Below are 17,910 nucleotides of genomic sequence, written 5' to 3' on the forward strand. Positions count from 1 at the left end.
GCGCCGATGGTAGTGTGGGGATTCCCCATGTGAGAGTAGGTCATCGTCAAGCTTTTATTCCAAAAAACCCCTGTCGGTAATCCGGCAGGGGTTTTTTTATTGTCTGTGCTTTTTAGAGTATTGATTGTACGCATCTTTTTATTGGGCAATAAAAAGGCGCCTGCGGCGCCCTAAGTTGTGTTTTATATAAGCCGCTTAGTCGTCTTTAAATTCGGGCTCGGATTTACTGAGGAAGGCCATTAAAGCCGTCATTTGGTCGGTAGAATAACCACTGAGTATTTGCTGTCTGTCTTCTAGCGCAAGCGCGGCTTCTAAGCTTTGCGCGTTGCTATTTATTCTAATGCCTTCTTTGGTCAGTCGGAGCCCCATTGGTGAATTTCTTAGCATGTCTCTGGCTGCCGTCAATGCCGTTTCTTCAAGTTTTTCTTCTTCTACAATATCTGCCAAAAATCCGTTGCTCATCAGCCTCTTGGCGTCATAGAAGCGCCCAGTAAGCATCATTTCATTTGCCGCAGTGCTACCGATTATTCTAGGCAGAAAATAGCTGACGCCCATGTCACAGCCGGTGAAGCCTAAGCGGATAAAAGCGGCGTTGGCTTTCATTGTTTCACTGCCATAGCGTAAGTCACAGGCGCACATAATGCCTAAGCCGAAGCCACAGGCGGCGCCACTGGCAATAGCAATGGTTGCCTGGGGCAGTTCATATACAAGCTTTAATAGTCTCGAAAGCCGTTTTTGAATGTGCATGCGCTGTTTATTGTTTAAGTTAGCGCCGTCAGCGAGGGGGCCTTCTAAATCCAGTCCTGCACAAAAAGCATTACCGGTGCCTGAAATAATTACCACACGAGTATCGACGTCATAGTTCAACCCGCTAACTACGAGCCAGAGCTCCTCTAGCATTTCCATGTTTACGGCATTTAGTTTATCTGGGCGGTTGAGTTTGATCTCGAGTGTTTTGCCGTGCTCGATAATGTTCAGATACTGGTAGTGATCGTGTTTATAGTTATTGCTCATAGTGGATTTGCTTTTATAACGGTTGCCTGTGTTTATGTTCTTATCAGTATAAATATGTCATGCTGATTATTCATACTAAGTTTTGGTGGTGTATAGCTCCCTTTCACTGATTTAGACTGGTAAGCATTGGTAATGGAGCGGCTTTCTATACTAACTTAAGCTCTTGATGTTATGGCACAAAAGGTACTTAACATGCATTCTCATTTAACTAGCCTGCGCTTGAAGAATCTAAGGTCTGTGGCATTGATCTTTGGCGCTATGATGTTTTCATCTGCAGATGTGGCGGCTAAGCCTGCTAATGTACAGGATGAAATAAGCGGTTTATATGTTGTCGACTGTCTTTTGCCCGGTCAATTGCGAAAGTTAGGCCGCACAACCTATATGACGGCAAGGCGACCAATAAAGACCACTGCGGCGGACTGCAATATACGAGGCGGAGAATACACCGCATATGATAGGGCTAATTATAAAACGGCTCTCAAAGTTTGGATGCCGGCCGCTGAGCAGGGCGATCCTGAGGCGCAGGTAAATGTCGGTGAGATATTCGAGAAAGGCCTGGGTGGCACCCCTAACTACGAAGCGGCGCTCATTTGGTACACCAAGGCCGCTGAGCAAGGTAACAAACGTGGTCAGTTCAATTTGGGCACCATGTATGAGCAAGGTCTAGGTATCGAGAAAAACCAGGTAGTGGCATTAAACTGGTATCGTAAGGCTTGGGGGTTGCCTGAGGATAGCGTGATGTTTCAGTCGGTCGCTAATGAACAACAGGCTGCGCTTCGTAAGCAGTTAGAAGATGAGCTCGCCGAAAAGAACGCTCAATTAAACTTGCTTGAAACACAAATAAAAAGCCTAGAGGCTAAAAACAAAGGGCTGCAATCTACCCAAGCGCTTAATACGCAGCAAAAGTCGGAATTGGCTTTATTAAAAGGCTTGGTTAAGGGTTTGCGAGAATCCCAGAAAGAAGCGAAGACTAAACTAGAAGGTTTGGTATTGAGGACACCTGTAGCCGTCAGCCAGTTTGAAGCCCCAACTACCGTTGAGATGCAAACCAGTGGCTCTGCAGGTGACATCAAACTAGATGATTTAAACTTCGGTAAATACTATGCCTTAATTATTGGTAACCAAGATTATGCCATGCTTAATGACCTGAGCACGGTTAGGAATGATGTAAAACAGCTGGCAGACCTGTTAGACAAACAGTATGGCTTTGAAGTGCAATTGTTACTAAATGGCGATCGACTGAGTGTAATGAAGGCAGTTAATGCACTGAGCGAGAAGCTTGAAGAAAACGATAATTTGCTAATTTATTACGCGGGCCATGGTAATCGTATCAGTACGGGTGAGCGAGAAGCAGGTTACTGGCTGCCGGTCAATGCGAATCCTCCACCAGATGATAGTAGCTGGGTGCCCAATGAATTTGTAACCAATCATTTAGCTCGGTTGAAGGCACGTCGAGTGTTTGTAATTTCAGATTCATGTTATGCGGGCTTACTATCTAGTTCTCCTGGATATTTGTTTTTCTCCGGCCAACAAAAGAGTGAAAAGCAAACTAAAGAATATATTAAATACAAATTGCCGCGTCGATCCCGCTTATTACTTACCTCTGGTGGTGATCGCCCGGTAATCGATAATGGTGATAATGGTCACTCGGTATTCGCGACAGCGCTGCTAGATAGGCTGAAGAGCAATAATCGCATATTGGCCGCCCCTGAATTGTTCCAAGGCATTAAATCAAAAGTTACCGAGGAAGCTGGCAAGTATGAGTTCTTACAGGAGCCTGTGTACAAATCGATCAAAGGTGCAGGGCACGAAATCGGCGACTTTTTCTTTGTGCCTAAAGGTGTTTAGTTTCAGAAGCCTAGTTTGATGTCGCTTGAAAGATGCTGGGCAGTTTTCATTATTTTATGGGTGCTTATTGCCCAGGGCTGCGCAATGCAGCCCTTTAATTATGATGAATACGTAGGCAGCAATGGTTTCAATGCCTATTGGCAAGATGGTAGTGGTTTTCGACATTGGTTAGTAGAAAAAAAACCTGCTCAACCGAGCGGGGTGATTAGGGTATATATTGGTGGTGACGGGACCCCTTGGTTGCTGGGCCGCTATGTCAATGATGATCCAACGCCGCTAAACCCTATCGCTTTGAAGTTGATGAAATATGACTCTCAGCAGAGTTTGTATTTAGGTCGACCTTGCTACCATGGCTTGGAAGCTGCTTGTAACAATAGCTTGTGGACGAGCGCAAGGTACTCGCGTGAAGTGGTCGATTCCATGGTGAGTGCCCTTGAAAGGTATTTGTCTGCAAATCGCGCTAGAAGTGAAAAAGACATCGAGCTTGTTGGGTATAGTGGAGGTGGCGCACTAGCCATGCTATTGGCATCTCGTGTAGATGCCGTAACTAAAGTGGTAACAGTAGCTGGCAACTTGGACCACTTTGCTTGGACAAAGCGCCTTTCATACCTGCCTTTGCATGAGTCGCTAAACCCGATAGAGCAAGCGCCGTTGAATGGTATTGAAACAGTCCATATTATTGGTCGAGAAGATAAAAACATTCTTGCTTCAACGGTTAAAGAATTCGTTTCCCGCAAGGGTGGAAAGTACATCGAGCTAGAAGGCTTGGATCACTCCTGCTGCTGGGAAACAGCTTGGCCATCCCTGTTGAAAGAAATAGATAAAGTAGAGTAGAGATTTTCAAATATGAGCGATGATAAAACAACAATTAAAAGCGATGCTGATGTGGAGAAGACTCAAATTGCTTCCAATAATCAAGACGAAACTGTTGTGCTGCCTGCTAAGGGTGAAAAAACAACGATTGTTGGTGATGAGACGACGATATTAGCCGACACTGTAAGCGGCCATGATGATGCTACTACCGTGTTGGCGCCAACAGCAGGTGAAGATGCTACGGTTGTTGCTAACGAGGCAGCAACCATCGTAAAAGATGACGCTACTGTTGTTAGCACCTCAGCTAAAACCCTGTTGGCAGAAGGCACGCGAGCCATGCCAAGAGTTGATGCCTCACCCTTAGCTAAAATGGTGCAGGGTTATGTTATCAAAGACCGCTTTGTTTTGGAGCGAAAGCTTGGTGAGGGCGGTATGGGAGCTGTCTTTCATGCTAAAGATCTGCGCAAAGAAGAAGCTCGTGATCCAAATCCTTACGTTGCAATTAAGGTTATCACTGGCTTATTGCAAAAAAATTCAAAGGCCGTGATTGCGCTACAGCGAGAAACCAAAAAATCACAGACCTTGGCTCACCCCAATATTATTACTGTCTACGATTTTGATAGAGATGATGATATTTACTATATGACGATGGAGTCACTCAAAGGGCAAACTTTGGATGACTATATTCAGTCCGGGAAAGGAGAGGCGTCTGAGAAAATACGTTTTATCAATGATATTGCTAACGGGGTCTCTTATGCCCATAAGCGCAATATTATTCATTCAGATCTAAAGCCCGAGAATGTTTTTGTCACTGATGAGGGTGAAATCAAAATTCTGGATTTCGGTATCGCTAGGGCTTACGCCCAAGGTGAAGAGCAAGCCGCAGATCCTGATGAACTGGTTGGTTTGACTCCAACCTATGCGAGTTATGAAATGTTTGAGGGAGGCGACCCTCATCCAAGTGATGATGTTTATGCATTGGGCTTGATTGCCTATGAACTGCTGCAAGGCGCGCACCCGTTTGGAAGAAGATCAGCCCTTGAGGCCGAAAAAGAATCTCTCTCGGCCAAGAAATTAAAAAACCTTAAAGGTTATCAGTGGCAAGCTATCAGCAAAGCTCTGCAGTTTAAAAGGGCGGAGCGCTTTGAGGATGCTATTAGCTTTCAAAAGAAATTCTCTGGCGCAGGTTTATTGGTTAAGCGTTTGAGTTTTGCCATGGCAGCAATGTTGGCTGGTTTTGCGGTTTATATTGCTTTCTTTCAGCCAGAAGCAGGGCCAGACATTCCCTTTGATGAATTGCCACCTGCTCAGCAGCAAAGCGTTTTGGCGAAGCTTGAAGAAGGTAGACAGGCAATGCAGTTTGGCGATATCAACGGAGCACTATTTTACTTCGATGCTGCCTATCAAGAGCATCCTAGGAACAAAGAAGCCGTTTTAGAGCTGCAAAAAGTAGTTGACCAATTAGTGAAAAACTTTGCTTCAGAGGGTGTTTCTAAAACAGCTCAACATGAGGCTGTTGTGGAATTACTTAAATATGAGTCTTTGTCCCAGAATAAAGGACTTGTTGACTTGAGGGTAGAGTTGGAAGATTAGGAGAGCAAATATCGGGCCCAGCGTGCTGGGCCCGTACAGCATTAATTGCTTTGTGCGCTTACAATATTAAACTTCTGGGCCGCGTTGTCCCACTCTAGTTTAACTGTGTAGTTTTGATTATCTGCATTAACGTTATTCAATGTAACCGTTTTTTGGTTGCTGATTGAAGATGAGCCACCAATATTAACCGCGCTGACGTAGCTATCATTGAAGCTAGCAACTGTGACGTTACGGGTTATTGTTGCGATATTGTCGTCTACGTCGTGTGCCCGTACGCGAACTTGGTGTTGCCCAGGGCTTAGCAGTCCCCAGTTGAATAGCATCGAATAACCTGAGTTGCCAGATTTAGGGTACTGGCTAAAAGTCGAAGCGACGTCGGTTCTAACGCCACCGTAAGGAATGCTCTGATAACTGCCGTTATCGATGCTGACTTCTACCAAACGAATATCTTTTAAGCCAATAGCCCAGCCACGAATATTGCTAATCCCGCTTTTCACTTGGCTGCTATTTGGCTCCTCAATTGATAAGCGTACATCAGGGTCATTGCTAGAGACCGGATTAGGATAAAGGATTCTTATTCCAGCCAAGTCGTCCGAGGTCGGATTGGTTATCGTACGTGTAGCTGCATTTGGATGCATGATAGAGGGTTGATTACTTTCATCCCTAAGACCCAGAGCGTAACCAATTTGTTTTATGGCAATTCTACGGACGTCTAAAGGGTTTCCTGCTGTTCCCGGCTCACTCCCCGAACCAAAACTATTGTTATGAAGGTCATATTGATAAGCTTGGTTAAAAACAATATCTGCTTCACGATAAAAGCCAGGTTGACTTGGTCGGGTTTGCAATAAAGTGACCGCGTAAACGTCGTTGCCGAAGACCTCACCGCAGACATCTGCTCTTAGTCCAATTCCATTTTCAAATGGGGCTATATCGTTTCTTGCTGGGGCGTCTTCGTCGGTAAAAACTGGTGAATTAGCTGTTTGACCGGCTAGCCCTGTATACCCTTCACAAGGATCGCGAGTTTCATTGACAATTTCTATATTTAACCCCTGTACTGGGTTACCCCAAGCACCTAGTGCATCTTGAATAATGCTATTCCAGGTTATAGGGTTGTCATCGAAATCTAGGGATGGGACTGTAGCGGCAACGCCTACGTACATTCTAAATTGTCCGTCTTCCCATCTCGATCCGCTAACTTCATACGCATTTGCGGTAGTAGCAAGAGTTGCTCCTAATGAAATGCCTAATGCTTGCCAGGTTTTCATTATTTTAAGCCTCGGATCGCATCCTTAAATGAACCTAAACCCATAATTTGCTTGGCGCCAGTGTCAAACTCAACACCGGCGGCAGTGTGGTTGTTGATTTTGACAGCGCTGCTGATATTCGCTTGTTTGCCAGTATCAATTTCAGTAATCGCTTTGCCTAGACTGTTGTAAATTTTGTCACCATCACTACCTTGCTTAACAATGAAGTGCCCCTGCCCCCAACCTCTAAGTGGGTGTACTGTGTTGCCACCAAGTTTCTCAACAAAGTAGATACCTCTTTCACCATAAGATGGCAATTTCATATCGCCTACCTTCATGGTGACACCGTTTGCTGTACCGCCTAAGTAGCGTAACTCAACTGTGTCTTGAGCATATTTTCCTCGAACAACATCGTTAACCTCAAAGCTGATGTAGGTATAAACTTTTTTACCAACCGCCTCGGAACGGATGCCAACCACTTGCCCTTCGAAAATCATGTCCGATGTAGTTGCCAAGTCGTTAATTGATTTTTGAGCGACACTGCTCGCAGAAACATTTAGAGCAGGTAGGGCCAAGGCACAAGCCATTACGGCGGTGGCAAAAGTGCTGCGTAAAGTGTTCATTGTTTTTACCTTTTGTGTCGGTAGAGCAGGGCTCTTAAAATAATTTAATAATGTTGACGATATCAAATTGTTGGCTTGATGCATTCCACTTTAGCTCGACGCGATAGGGTTTATTATTAACCATTACATCGTCAAGAGTTACATTGTCGCCATTGGTAGTAACGCTTCCAGCTAGTTTCACAAGATCGGCTGACGATACAAATTGAGTGTCAAACTTCTCTACGATCGCTAAACCGCTATCTGTTTTGATATTGCCAAGGTTGTCGATTGCACGAGCAATAACAGTGTGCGGACCTTCATCTAGAAGGGACCAATTGACGGCCATAGAAAAGCCGGAACGGTCTGCATTAGGGTAGTTAGGATATGCGTTTCCAACGTCACCTCGAGCTGCCCCATAAGGGCTATTGCCTTGCAAAACGTTGTCTATGTATATCTCTACTTCAGCGATACCAGCATTTGCGACAGCCCAGCCGCGAATATTGCCAATACCAGCAGTGATTTGGCTTGAGCTTGGCTCTTCAAGGTTAATGGCCATTGGGGAGTTGGCGCTTGAATATAGTGCGTTAAGCCCTTCGAAGTCATCGGGCGTTGGCATCTCCATATTCATATCGTCAATATTATCGATATCATCGTAAAACGGTTGCATTATGGCTAGGTTTTCGGTTTCATGCCCCAGGCCAAATAGGTGGCCCAGCTCATGAACAGCTACGCGCTTAAAGTCAAAAATATTTGGGCGTATCGGGCCGCTATAAACATCCCAATTGACGGCAGTATTAAAGAGTATGTCGCTATTCGAATAAAAGCCGCCGCTAAAGAAGGACACGTTTACCGCTAACGTCCCTTCATTCCAAGCAGTGCCGCAGATATCACCGGCAAATGCCACACCAGATAAATCACCGTCGTGAGGTGCGACAAAGCCACCCGCGCCATTGGAGATTCCTGCGCAGGGGTTAGCAGTAGCCTGTACCTTATTGATTTTAAGGCCGGGTGCGCCTTGTGCCCAGGAGTCGATGGCTGATGACATGGCATTATTCCAGTGGCTGAGCCCAGCAAGTGGAACCCCTGGAACAATTGGGACGTAGTTAATCGTAACTTCGCTATCTTGCCAACGAGGGCCTAGCAATTGAAAAGATTGGGCTGGGATGGTCAGTGCTGAACACAGTACCCCAGCCAGCAAAACTCTAGCTGATTTCTTCATGGTCTCATGTTATCCATTTGAGCCTGAGTCAATTATAGACGTAGTTTGAAAGCTTTGCTTTCTAAGCACCTGATTTATAGGCAATTTCAAACGCCGAAAATTGTATAGTAAACGATGATCGATTATTGGCCATATACAAGAAATTTGCAATCATCCAGCTGCAAAACTACCCACTCAAAGGGAAATTGTAGGTATTTTTGTTGTAAAACTGCCCAAATTGTTACCAGTGTCACGCATTAGCTAGCAAATTTAGGCCGTGATAGGAGGATTTGCCAGTCTGTCGCGATTTTTGGTTGGTTACTCGTGCTTGGCGGTACGTGAGACTCTTATTTATCTATATCTGCAATGTCCCACTTTTGAGTGGCTGTATTCCAGTTTAGATCAACTCTATATGTCTTTCCGTTCACCTTCACTTGCTGTAAGGTGATATTGCGACTTCCTGTCACAGTGGCCTCCCCCAAGATCTGTATAGAGTTGGGGTCAGTTAAAAAAGCTTGATCAAAAGCTTGGACTGTGAACGTGGAGCTCGTTCTTGTCGCTGCCGTAGTGCTGTTTTTGCTATGAACTCTAACTTCAATTCTATGTTGCCCCGGGGATAGATTTCCCCAATTTACGGCCATCGAAAATCCTGATTTGTCAGAGTCTGGGACACCAGGGTATTGTTTTGCTACGTCTGGGCGGCTGCCTCCATAAGGGAGAGTTGTGATAAGTTGCTCATCGATGAATAGTTCTACCTTTCGAATGCCGTCAGGGCTAATTGCCCACCCTCGAATATTGCTAACACCGCTCACAGATGCTAAGCCTGTAGGCTCTTCCAATACCGTTTTGGAGTGGCTGCTTGTCGGTGGCGGAGTGCCGTTGTCGACAGTGCTTGGGGCGTATATGGTGCGAGCTCCTGCGAGGTCGTCTTCGCTAAGCGTGAAGCGATCGCTTGTGTACGGCCTCATAATCGCAGCTGCGGAGTTTTCGTGGTCTAAACCGATTAGGTGGCCAAATTCATGCAGGGCCACCCTCTTGAAGTCTATAGCCGTTTTTCTATTGCCGTCGTAAATTGCCCATGTGCGATTGCTGTTGAATACAATATCTGACTCTTGATAAGTCGAGTTAAGACTTGTCGAAAAGTTTATTGCTATTACGTCTTGGCCAAAGTCTTCCCCGCAGGCGTTTATGTGAAAGCCACCCGCATTTTTACCTCCGTCTGCTGGGAAGCTGTCTGTCATGCCTGCGCATGGGTGGTAGTCGTTGTTTGTAAATGTAATATTCAAATTTTCGACTGAGCTACCCCACTCTGTTGCAGCTTGGCGCATTGCTTTGCTCCAGAGATGTGTGCTGGGATTTGGTTCAGGGAATGAGGTGTCAAAAGTGACTTTTCCGTTTTCCCACTTAGGGCCTAGCAACGTGAAGGCCAAACTTTGGGGGCTAGGAAAATAGATTGCAAGAAGAGCGAAAGCCAAACAAAGAATTCTCATTGGTCTGTGTTCCATAAATAAAATAGTGAGTTCCTTCTCAGGCAGAGAGTGGAGTCTGCGGTCTTTTTGATGATTCTATAATAAGCTTGCAATAAGTGGCCAGCAAATAAGCGACTTTATGTAAGAATACGCCTGCTATGCAGGCGCATTCTTTGTACGGTTTATAGCTGTTAGCTATCTAGCTTTGAGAGCTAATCGATCTCCCGAATATCCCACTTTTGAGAAGCGGTGTTCCAGCTGAGAATAACGCGATATTCCTCGTTGTTTACTCTAACTCTATCAAGAGTTATGGTTCTTGGGTCCGTAATCGTTACTCCGCTTAAAATCTCAACACTATTTGGATCGCTTACAAATGCTGTATTAAAGGCCTGAACTGTAAAGTTGGTGCGTTCAGAGTGTACACTGCCGGCGTTGTCATACACCTTAATCTCCATGGTGTGTTCGCCAGGGTCTAGGATCCCCCAGTTAAATATCATTGAAAAGCCTGACCTGTCCGCGTTTTGATAATTGGGGAAGGATTGCCCTACGTCGGATCGGTCACCTCCATACGGGATGTCGGCGGCAAATTTATCATCAATGAACAAGGCTACTCTTTGAATCGCGTTTAAGCCAATTGCCCACCCGCGAATATTAGTAATCCCGCTGGCGGTCTGCGAGGGGGAGGGTTCTTCGATGCTTGCTCTAATTGTTGGGGGGGAGCTGCTACCGCCACCCCCTGTGGCTGGGGAATATATATCCCTGGCTCCATTCAGGTCATCCGCGGTTGGGTTGAATATACTTCCTATAAACGGAGCCATAATGGCGGAATTACTTTCTTCGTGATCAAGGCCGATTAAGTGTCCGAACTCGTGCACTGCTACACGACGAAAATCTAAGGCTGACTGAGGGGTGCCGTCGTAGACGCTCCAAACCTCGCTGCTGTTAAAAATGATGTCTGACTCGGTATAAAATGAACCAAAGTTAAAGGAATAAGTAACCGCAATAACATCCTCGCCAAAGTCTTGGTTACAGGCACGATGATAAAAGCCGCTGGCGTTTTGGTTGCCGTCTTCTGGGAATTCATCCACATAGCCAGAGCAGGCGTGAAAGCCGTTATTTGTAAAGGTAATGTTTAGGCCTTCCACTTGGTCGCCCCATTTGCTTGCGGCTTGCCGCATCGCACTGCTCCAATTATGGCCCGCAGGGGTAGAGCCAGGGAAAGACGTGTCGTAGGTTACATTGCCATCTTCCCAAGAAGGGCCGAGTAGTTTAAATGCATTGCTTGCGCCACTAAAGGCAATGCATGTGGCCGCAAGGGGCAAAAGACACTGTTTGAGCATATTACGAATCCATCAACATAGATTAAAACCTCGGGTTTTGAGTCGAGGTTCATGAATTAATTCCACTACTATATAATGATATCGTCGCTTTTTGCCAATGCTTGACCGTGCAGCGGGTAGTTCGGCCGTTAGGCTAAAGCTGATGAATTGGGCGGCTTGTACTATTATTAGCCAAGGTCTTGAGAAATAAGACAAATCTGCAATAAAGGGCTTGACGCTGCTACACCACCTCCCTATAATTCGCGGCCTTGGTTGAGGGCAAGCCCAATAAACCATGTTGATGCGGGGTGGAGCAGCTTGGTAGCTCGTCGGGCTCATAACCCGAAGGTCGTTGGTTCAAATCCAGCCCCCGCTACCAAATTCAGCGCGTGGCATTACTTAATTTGGTAGTGCGGACGCCTTCGAGAGGCCCCTTATTAGGGGCTTTTTCGTATCTGAGCGTTGGCGATTGAAGCGCCAAATGTAGGAAATGGGCTATAGGCCCATTTTTTGTAGCTGTCTATTGGCGGTGTTGACCGTCGGGAAAAGTTTTATGGCATCTAAACAGCAATTGGAGGAGCTACTGCGGCCAGTGGTAGAATCCCTCGCTTGTGAGCTTTGGGGCTTAGAGTATTTGTCACAGGGGCGTCACACAACCTTACGACTCTATATCGAGTCTCCGGATGGTATAGGTGTAGAACACTGTGAGCAGGTAAGCCGCCAGGTGAGTGCGGTAATGGATGTAGAAGATCCTATTACAGGAGAGTACACCCTTGAAGTGTCATCCCCTGGACTTGATCGTCCTTTATATACGCTGGAGCAGTTTCAGCAGTATGTCGGTGAGAAAGTAAGTATTAAGTTGCGCCAAGCATTTGAAGGGCGCCGAAAATTTCAAGGCCAGCTAAATGGCGTTGAAGGTGATGAAATTCTAGTGGTAGTAGATAACGATGAGTATGTACTGCCGATCGAGTGGATAGAAAAAGCCAATGTCGAGCCAAGTTTTTAATGGTTTCGATTTTAATTAATGCGATTGCAATTAAGTGGTGGATTAAGAGGCACTTATGAGTAAAGAAATTTTATTGGTAGCTGATGCGGTTTCCAATGAGAAAGGCGTAGACAGGGAAATTATTTTCGAAGCTATTGAGTTAGCTTTGGCGACTGCGGCTAAAAAACGATATGACGAAGAGTCAGACATTTATGTGGTGATTGATCGCCGCAACGGCGACTATGAAACTTTCCGTCGTTGGGAAGTTGTGGACGATGATACTTTAGCAATCTTGGGGACACAGTTCACCACAGAAGAAGCTGCTGAAGCTAATCCAAATTTAAAAATCGGCGATGTTCACGAAGAACAAATAGAGAATGTCGATTTCGGTCGTATCGCAGCCCAAACGGCTAAGCAGGTCATCGTACAAAAAGTTCGCGAAGCTGAGCGTGCGCAGATCGTTGATGAATATCGCGATAAAGTCGGTGAGCTAATCAGCGGTACTGTTAAAAAGGTAACCCGCGATAATATTATTGTCGACCTTGGAAATAATGCTGAAGGTTTGTTGGCTCGCGATCAATTGGTTGGCCGTGAAGTCTTCCGGATGGGTGATCGAGTTAGAGCGTTCTTGGCTGATGTTCGCCCCGAGGCTCGGGGTCCGCAGTTGTACTTGAGCCGCTCGGCGCCAGGTATGTTGGTCGAACTATTCAAAATTGAAGTGCCAGAGATTTCTGAAGAAGTCATTGAGCTTAAGGGTGCCGCTCGCGATCCCGGATCTCGTGCGAAAATTGCAGTTTCTACTAATGATGGTCGTATCGACCCAGTAGGAGCTTGTGTGGGTATGCGCGGCTCACGAGTTCAGGCCGTTTCCAACGAGCTTGGGAACGAGCGTATTGATATCGTGCTTTGGGACGACAACCCTGCTCAGTTTGTTATTAATGCAATGGCCCCCGCTGAGATTGAATCCATTGTGGTTGATGAAGATTCTTCATCGATGGATGTTGCGGTTGAGGACGATAATTTAGCCCAAGCAATTGGTCGCGCAGGGCAAAATGTTCGCCTAGCTTCTGAGCTTACCGGCTGGGAAATCAACGTGATGAGCGTTGCTGAGTGGGAAGAAAAGCAGCAAGCCGAAAGCGGCAACTACATGGAGCTCTTTATGGAAGCTCTGGATGTAGATGAAGATGTCGCGGGTGTTCTTGTTGAAGAGGGCTTTACTTCTCTTGAGGAGGTGGCGTATGTACCTCTTGAGGAGATGCTAAACATCGAAGGCTTTGATGAGGATATTGCTGAAGAGTTACGTGCCCGTGCAAAAGATGCGCTACTGACTCAAGCTTTGGCCACTGAAGAGGCTATAGAAAGCACCCAGCCTGCTGAAGACCTTTTAACTATGGAAGGCATGGATAAAGCGCTGGCGGTGCAACTTGCCAGCCGTGGTATTCCAACTATGGAAGATTTGGCAGAGCAGTCCGTCGATGAGCTAATGGAAATCGATGGAATGGATGAAGAGCGTGCCGCGGCCTTAATTTTGAAAGCGCGTGAGCCCTGGTTTGCGGAAGACGCGGAATAATTGATTAACTGAGGAAAGATAATGGCTGAAGTAACAGTAAGCGAACTTGCCAAATCCGTAGGTGCCTCAGTTGAGAGGCTCCTCTCTCAAATGAAAGATGCTGGTTTGCAACAGACGTCTGCGGAACAGACCGTAACTGATGAAGAAAAACAAACGCTTTTGGCTTTTCTGAAAAGTAGCCACGGTGATACCGACGAAGCTCCTAAAAAAATTACTCTCAAGCGTAAAACTACAACGACCTTGAAGACAGGCAGTGGCTCGGCACGCAAAACCGTAAATGTAGAAGTTCGTAAAAAGCGTACTTATGTTAAGCGTGACCCGCTGGACGAGCAATCAGAAGTGGCGGCTCCGGTGGAGGAGTCAGCTGTTGAGCCTGCCCTTGAAGCTGAGCCTGCCCCGGTAGTTGAGGCGGTAGTGGAAGAGCCGGTAGTCGAGCCAGTTGCTGAAGCACAAGCCCCTGAGGCTGAAGAGGCGCCTAAACAAGAAGAGTCGGCGTCTAGCTTTGTCGATGAAGCTGAGCAAAAGCGTCTTGCTGCCATTGAGGCTCGCCGTCAAGCTGAAGAAGAAGCTAAGCGCAGTAAGCAAGAGGCTGCTGAGAAGAAAAAGCAAGAGAGCGACAAGAAGCCTGAATCTTCTGCGGCAGATCCGGCTGCTATCGAAGCTGCTGCGAGTAAGCAAGAAGAGGAAAAAGGCAAGCATGGGCAAGCTCCTAAGAAGCGTGCTAAGCACGAAGAAGAGCTGGAAGAGGTCGAAAAGCCCAAAAAGGTTGTTAAGAAACCTTCTGGCACTAAGAAGGCGCCAAAAGTTGACCTTTCTGTTTTAGATGACGAGATCGAACCTGTCCTTAAGGAGAACCCTCGTCGCAGCAAGCCAGCCAGATCAGCAAAGCCGGCTAAGCGCGCCGCTATCAAACTGGCGGGTAACAAACACGGCTTTAAAAGGCCGACAGGAAAAATTGTGCACGAAGTAGAAATTGGCGAGAACATTGTTGTTTCCGAGCTCGCTCAGCAAATGAAGGTGAAAGGTGCCGAAGTTGTTAAAGCGCTAATGAAAATGGGCGTGATGGCAACCTTGAATCAAGCTATTGATGGCGAAACGGCAACATTGCTCGTTGAAGAAATGGGCCATAAGGTTGTTGAGAAAGTAGACAATACTTTGGAGTCTCAGCTCGAGCAGAGCCTAGCTACTGAAGGCGGCGAGAAGGCACCGCGCTCTCCTGTTGTTACGGTAATGGGGCACGTTGATCACGGTAAAACTTCTTTGCTGGATTATATTCGTAAAACTAAGGTTACTTCTGGCGAAGCCGGCGGCATTACTCAGCACATTGGAGCTTATCGTGTTCCGACCAGTCATGGTGAAATTGCCTTCCTGGATACTCCAGGTCACGCAGCCTTTACGGCAATGCGAGCTCGTGGTGCGCAGTGTACCGATGTGGTGATCTTGGTAGTAGCTGCTGATGATGGCGTTATGCCACAAACTGAAGAGGCAATTCAGCATGCTCGTGCTGCTGGAGTGCCATTAGTTGTAGCCATCAACAAGATTGATAAAGAAACGGCTGACCCTGATCGTGTTAAAAACGAGTTGGTTGCCAAAGAAGTTGTACCAGAAGATTGGGGTGGCGATACGCAGTTTATCGCTGTTTCTGCCCATACTGGTCAAGGCATCGATGAACTGCTAGAAGCGGTTTCTCTACAAGCAGAATTGCTAGAGCTAGAAGCGCCAATTAATGTTCCTGCTCGCGGTGTTGTTGTTGAATCCCGTATGGAAAAAGGTCGCGGTGTTGTAGCTACCTTATTAGTGCAAGGCGGTGGCTTAAAGCGTGGTGACGTTATCTTAGCTGGCCAAAGCTATGGTCGCGTTCGCGCGATGGTTAATGAGCACGGCAAACAAGTTAAAGAAGCCGGTCCGTCTACACCAGTAGAGATTTTGGGCTTGGATAGCGCGCCGAATGCAGGTGATGAGTTCGCGGTATTGGCTGATGAGCGCCAAGCTCGTGAGCTAGCTACTCAGCGTGCGGACAATGCACAGCAAGAGCGCCAGCAGCGTCAACAGGCAGCTAAGCTTGAGAACATGTTTGCGAATATGGGCAGTGCCGATAAGAAGGTTCTACCTGTTGTATTGAAGACTGATGTACGTGGTTCTCTTGAAGCTATTGCTGCAGCGCTTGCCGATATTGGTAATGAGGAAGTGGAAGTTAATGTAGTGTCCTCGGGCGTTGGTGGTATCACCGAAAACGACGTTAACTTAGCTTTGACGACGGGCGCAATTGTTATTGGCTTTAATGTTCGTGCAGCAGCGGCTACTCGTAGCTTAGCAGAAGCAGAGTCTATCGAAATTCGCTACTACAGCATTATTTATCAGTTAATTGATGAAGTGAAAGGCGCTCTTTCTGGCATGTTGGAACCGGAACGCGTTGAAGAAATTGTTGGTATTGCCGATGTTCGTGAAGTTTTCCGTTCTCCGAAGTTTGGTCAGGTTGCCGGTTGTATGGTTACCGAAGGCACGGTATATCGCAGCAAGCCAATTCGCGTATTGCGTGATAACGTAGTTATCTTTGAGGGCGAGCTAGAATCTCTACGCCGCTTTAAAGACGATGTGCAGGATGTGCGTAATGGCATGGAATGTGGTATCGGCGTTAAAGATTACGACGTTAAAGTTGGTGATCAGATCGAAGTTTATGATGTGAAAGAGGTAGCGCGCGAGCTGTAAGCTTGCGCCCCAACAATGGCAAGAGAATTTAAACGTACCGACAGGCTAGGTGATGCAATTGCACGCAGCTTAGCTCAGTTAATTCAGTTCGAAGTTCGCGACCCTCGTGTTCCTATGGTGAACGTTAATGATGTTCAGCTTAGTCGCGATCTTTCAATGGCTAAAGTTTATGTCGCTTTTGTTGGGGAAGATGACCCTAAGAAATGCGAGGAAGCTGCGGTGGCGTTAAATAATGCAGCGGGCTTTTTGCGCAGTCAATTGGCGCGCGAGCTCGATGTCCGAACAACTCCTCGTTTGCAGTTCTACTATGATGCAACGGCGCTTACTGGTAATCGTATGAGCCGGTTGATTGATGATGCCGTAGCGAAAGACCTCGCCAACAAGGGCGATGAGCCTGAAAATACGGCAGAGTAATCATCATGGGTCGCAAACGATTTAAAGGGCGCGCCTTAGACGGTGTGCTAGTACTGCATAAAGATGCAGCTATGACCTCGAATGACGCTTTGCAGCAAGCAAAGCGCTTATTCTTCGCCGCCAAAGCGGGCCATACCGGTGCTTTAGATCCTTTGGCTACCGGTGTGCTGCCACTTTGCTTTGGGGAGGCCACTAAGTTTTCCCAGTACCTTTTAGATGCCGATAAGCGTTACAAAAGCACCTTTTGTTTGGGGGTGAGTACCGAAACCGGGGATGCTGATGGCGAGGTAAGAGAGCGCCACTCAGTAAGCTCACTAAGTGAGGCCACTGTTGCTCAAGCTTTAGATAACTTTCGCGGTGATATCAAGCAGGTGCCTTCGATGTATTCGGCGCTTAAGCACAATGGCCAGCCCTTGTATAAATTAGCTCGCCAAGGTATTACGGTGGAGCGCGAGGCACGTGATGTAACCGTGTACGAGCTAAAATTATTAGAGTTTCGCAGTGCTCAAGTGCTTGGTGAGGACTATGCCGAGCTAGATGTAGAAGTATTCTGTTCGAAGGGGACCTATATCCGTAGCATTGCTGAGGATCTAGGTGAGTTGCTGGGCTGTGGTGCTCATGTCAGCATGTTGCACCGTATGGCGGCGGGCCCCTTTGTAGAGGCCAATGCTGTTAGTTTGCAGCAGCTTGCTGCCGAGCGAGGTGAAGGTTTGGCAGAGCAGTTGGATCATCATCTTTTGCCCACTGATGCTCCAGTAGCGCAATTGGCAAGAATTGAGTTGCCAGAAGAATCCGCTTACTACTTTAAACTGGGCAATGCAGTGATGGATGCCCAGGTCTACCGTATTGGTGATGAAGGTGATATGGTGCGAGTTTTTGACTCAGCTGAGCGCTTTTTAGGCGTTGCAGAGTTAACGGATGACGGCCGAGTGGCGCCTAAACGCTTGTTAGCCAACTAAATATTTAGGATTAGTCGCCAAAAGCGGCTAAAATACAGGATCCAACCTCGTGTTGGTCGTCCGATAGGCCTCTTAGAGGAGCTATCGACAATATGCCCGTAAGGGCTTAGCCCCGCTGTAAATATGCACGGCTGGGCCGAATGATTTTTTGCATATTAAACGAGGATATGACT

At 46.8% G+C, this 17,910-nt stretch carries 14 protein-coding genes and 1 tRNA gene; 9 read left to right on the forward strand and 6 right to left on the reverse strand.

What is annotated here, in order from left to right:
* Positions 1-195: 195 nt before the first annotated feature.
* Positions 196-1,014: an enoyl-CoA hydratase/isomerase family protein gene (locus Q1A41_RS18875; protein ID WP_299982265.1), complete on the reverse strand. Its 819-nt coding sequence runs from the start codon at positions 1,012-1,014 to the stop codon at positions 196-198.
* A gap of 192 nt (positions 1,015-1,206) precedes the next feature.
* Between Q1A41_RS18875 and Q1A41_RS18880 the strand changes: the two genes are divergently transcribed.
* The 3 genes from Q1A41_RS18880 to Q1A41_RS18890 all read left to right on the forward strand — a co-directional run bounded on the left by Q1A41_RS18880 (position 1,207) and on the right by Q1A41_RS18890 (position 5,268).
* Complete coding sequence (locus Q1A41_RS18880) at positions 1,207-2,862, forward strand: caspase family protein (RefSeq protein ID WP_299982267.1); 1,656 nt, start codon at positions 1,207-1,209, stop codon at positions 2,860-2,862.
* 84 nt (positions 2,863-2,946) lie between these two features.
* Positions 2,947-3,696: a dienelactone hydrolase family protein gene (locus Q1A41_RS18885; protein ID WP_299982270.1), complete on the forward strand. Its 750-nt coding sequence runs from the start codon at positions 2,947-2,949 to the stop codon at positions 3,694-3,696.
* A 12-nt stretch (positions 3,697-3,708) separates the two neighbouring features.
* The gene (locus Q1A41_RS18890; RefSeq protein ID WP_299982273.1) at positions 3,709-5,268 is read left to right on the forward strand and encodes a serine/threonine-protein kinase; all 1,560 of its coding nucleotides are present in this window, start codon (positions 3,709-3,711) and stop codon (positions 5,266-5,268) included.
* 41 nt (positions 5,269-5,309) lie between these two features.
* Here Q1A41_RS18890 and Q1A41_RS18895 read toward each other — a convergent pair whose 3' ends face one another.
* The 5 genes from Q1A41_RS18895 to Q1A41_RS18915 form a co-directional block, all read right to left on the reverse strand.
* The gene (locus Q1A41_RS18895) at positions 5,310-6,533 is read right to left on the reverse strand and encodes a matrixin family metalloprotease (RefSeq protein ID WP_299982276.1); all 1,224 of its coding nucleotides are present in this window, start codon (positions 6,531-6,533) and stop codon (positions 5,310-5,312) included.
* Positions 6,533-7,135, reverse strand: a complete 603-nt coding sequence (locus tag Q1A41_RS18900) for a hypothetical protein (RefSeq protein ID WP_299982279.1) — start codon at positions 7,133-7,135, stop codon at positions 6,533-6,535. Before Q1A41_RS18900 ends, Q1A41_RS18895 begins: the two co-directional genes overlap by 1 nt.
* A gap of 34 nt (positions 7,136-7,169) precedes the next feature.
* Entirely contained in the window at positions 7,170-8,333 is a 1,164-nt protein-coding gene (locus Q1A41_RS18905) for a matrixin family metalloprotease (protein WP_299982282.1), read from the reverse strand.
* 326 nt (positions 8,334-8,659) lie between these two features.
* Positions 8,660-9,817, reverse strand: coding sequence for a matrixin family metalloprotease (locus Q1A41_RS18910; RefSeq protein WP_363322480.1), 1,158 nt, complete (start codon positions 9,815-9,817; stop codon positions 8,660-8,662).
* A 176-nt stretch (positions 9,818-9,993) separates the two neighbouring features.
* On the reverse strand, positions 9,994-11,121 hold the full coding sequence (locus Q1A41_RS18915) for a matrixin family metalloprotease (protein WP_299982288.1): 1,128 nt from the start codon (positions 11,119-11,121) through the stop codon (positions 9,994-9,996).
* Between the two features lie 281 nt (positions 11,122-11,402).
* Between Q1A41_RS18915 and Q1A41_RS18920 the strand changes: the two genes are divergently transcribed.
* From Q1A41_RS18920 to truB, 6 genes are all read left to right on the forward strand, one after another.
* Positions 11,403-11,479, forward strand: a tRNA-Met gene (locus tag Q1A41_RS18920).
* A gap of 174 nt (positions 11,480-11,653) precedes the next feature.
* On the forward strand, positions 11,654-12,106 hold the full coding sequence (gene rimP, locus Q1A41_RS18925; RefSeq protein ID WP_299982291.1) for a ribosome maturation factor RimP: 453 nt from the start codon (positions 11,654-11,656) through the stop codon (positions 12,104-12,106).
* Between the two features lie 55 nt (positions 12,107-12,161).
* Entirely contained in the window at positions 12,162-13,655 is a 1,494-nt protein-coding gene (gene nusA, locus Q1A41_RS18930) for a transcription termination factor NusA (protein ID WP_299982294.1), read from the forward strand.
* Between the two features lie 21 nt (positions 13,656-13,676).
* Positions 13,677-16,364, forward strand: a complete 2,688-nt coding sequence (gene infB, locus Q1A41_RS18935; protein WP_299982298.1) for a translation initiation factor IF-2 — start codon at positions 13,677-13,679, stop codon at positions 16,362-16,364.
* Between the two features lie 15 nt (positions 16,365-16,379).
* Positions 16,380-16,778, forward strand: a complete 399-nt coding sequence (gene rbfA / locus Q1A41_RS18940; RefSeq protein ID WP_299982300.1) for a 30S ribosome-binding factor RbfA — start codon at positions 16,380-16,382, stop codon at positions 16,776-16,778.
* A 5-nt stretch (positions 16,779-16,783) separates the two neighbouring features.
* The gene (truB, locus tag Q1A41_RS18945) at positions 16,784-17,737 is read left to right on the forward strand and encodes a tRNA pseudouridine(55) synthase TruB (protein WP_299982303.1); all 954 of its coding nucleotides are present in this window, start codon (positions 16,784-16,786) and stop codon (positions 17,735-17,737) included.
* The last annotated feature ends 173 nt before the right edge of the window (positions 17,738-17,910 follow it).

This window comes from uncultured Pseudoteredinibacter sp. (assembly GCF_947502065.1).
Taxonomy (GTDB): domain Bacteria; phylum Pseudomonadota; class Gammaproteobacteria; order Pseudomonadales; family Cellvibrionaceae; genus Pseudoteredinibacter.

Bases quoted from the DNA above. Each gene is read 5' to 3' on its own strand.
- Q1A41_RS18875 (WP_299982265.1), bottom strand. From the start codon at position 1,014: ATGAGCAATAACTATAAACACGATCACTACCAGTATCTGAACATTATC.
- Q1A41_RS18880 (WP_299982267.1), top strand. From the start codon at position 1,207: ATGCATTCTCATTTAACTAGCCTGCGCTTGAAGAATCTAAGGTCTGTG.
- Q1A41_RS18885 (WP_299982270.1), top strand. From the start codon at position 2,947: ATGCAGCCCTTTAATTATGATGAATACGTAGGCAGCAATGGTTTCAAT.
- Q1A41_RS18890 (WP_299982273.1), top strand. From the start codon at position 3,709: ATGAGCGATGATAAAACAACAATTAAAAGCGATGCTGATGTGGAGAAG.
- Q1A41_RS18895 (WP_299982276.1), bottom strand. From the start codon at position 6,533: ATGAAAACCTGGCAAGCATTAGGCATTTCATTAGGAGCAACTCTTGCT.
- Q1A41_RS18900 (WP_299982279.1), bottom strand. From the start codon at position 7,135: ATGAACACTTTACGCAGCACTTTTGCCACCGCCGTAATGGCTTGTGCC.
- Q1A41_RS18905 (WP_299982282.1), bottom strand. From the start codon at position 8,333: ATGAAGAAATCAGCTAGAGTTTTGCTGGCTGGGGTACTGTGTTCAGCA.
- Q1A41_RS18910 (WP_363322480.1), bottom strand. From the start codon at position 9,817: ATGGAACACAGACCAATGAGAATTCTTTGTTTGGCTTTCGCTCTTCTT.
- Q1A41_RS18915 (WP_299982288.1), bottom strand. From the start codon at position 11,121: ATGCTCAAACAGTGTCTTTTGCCCCTTGCGGCCACATGCATTGCCTTT.
- rimP (WP_299982291.1), top strand. From the start codon at position 11,654: ATGGCATCTAAACAGCAATTGGAGGAGCTACTGCGGCCAGTGGTAGAA.
- nusA (WP_299982294.1), top strand. From the start codon at position 12,162: ATGAGTAAAGAAATTTTATTGGTAGCTGATGCGGTTTCCAATGAGAAA.
- infB (WP_299982298.1), top strand. From the start codon at position 13,677: ATGGCTGAAGTAACAGTAAGCGAACTTGCCAAATCCGTAGGTGCCTCA.
- rbfA (WP_299982300.1), top strand. From the start codon at position 16,380: ATGGCAAGAGAATTTAAACGTACCGACAGGCTAGGTGATGCAATTGCA.
- truB (WP_299982303.1), top strand. From the start codon at position 16,784: ATGGGTCGCAAACGATTTAAAGGGCGCGCCTTAGACGGTGTGCTAGTA.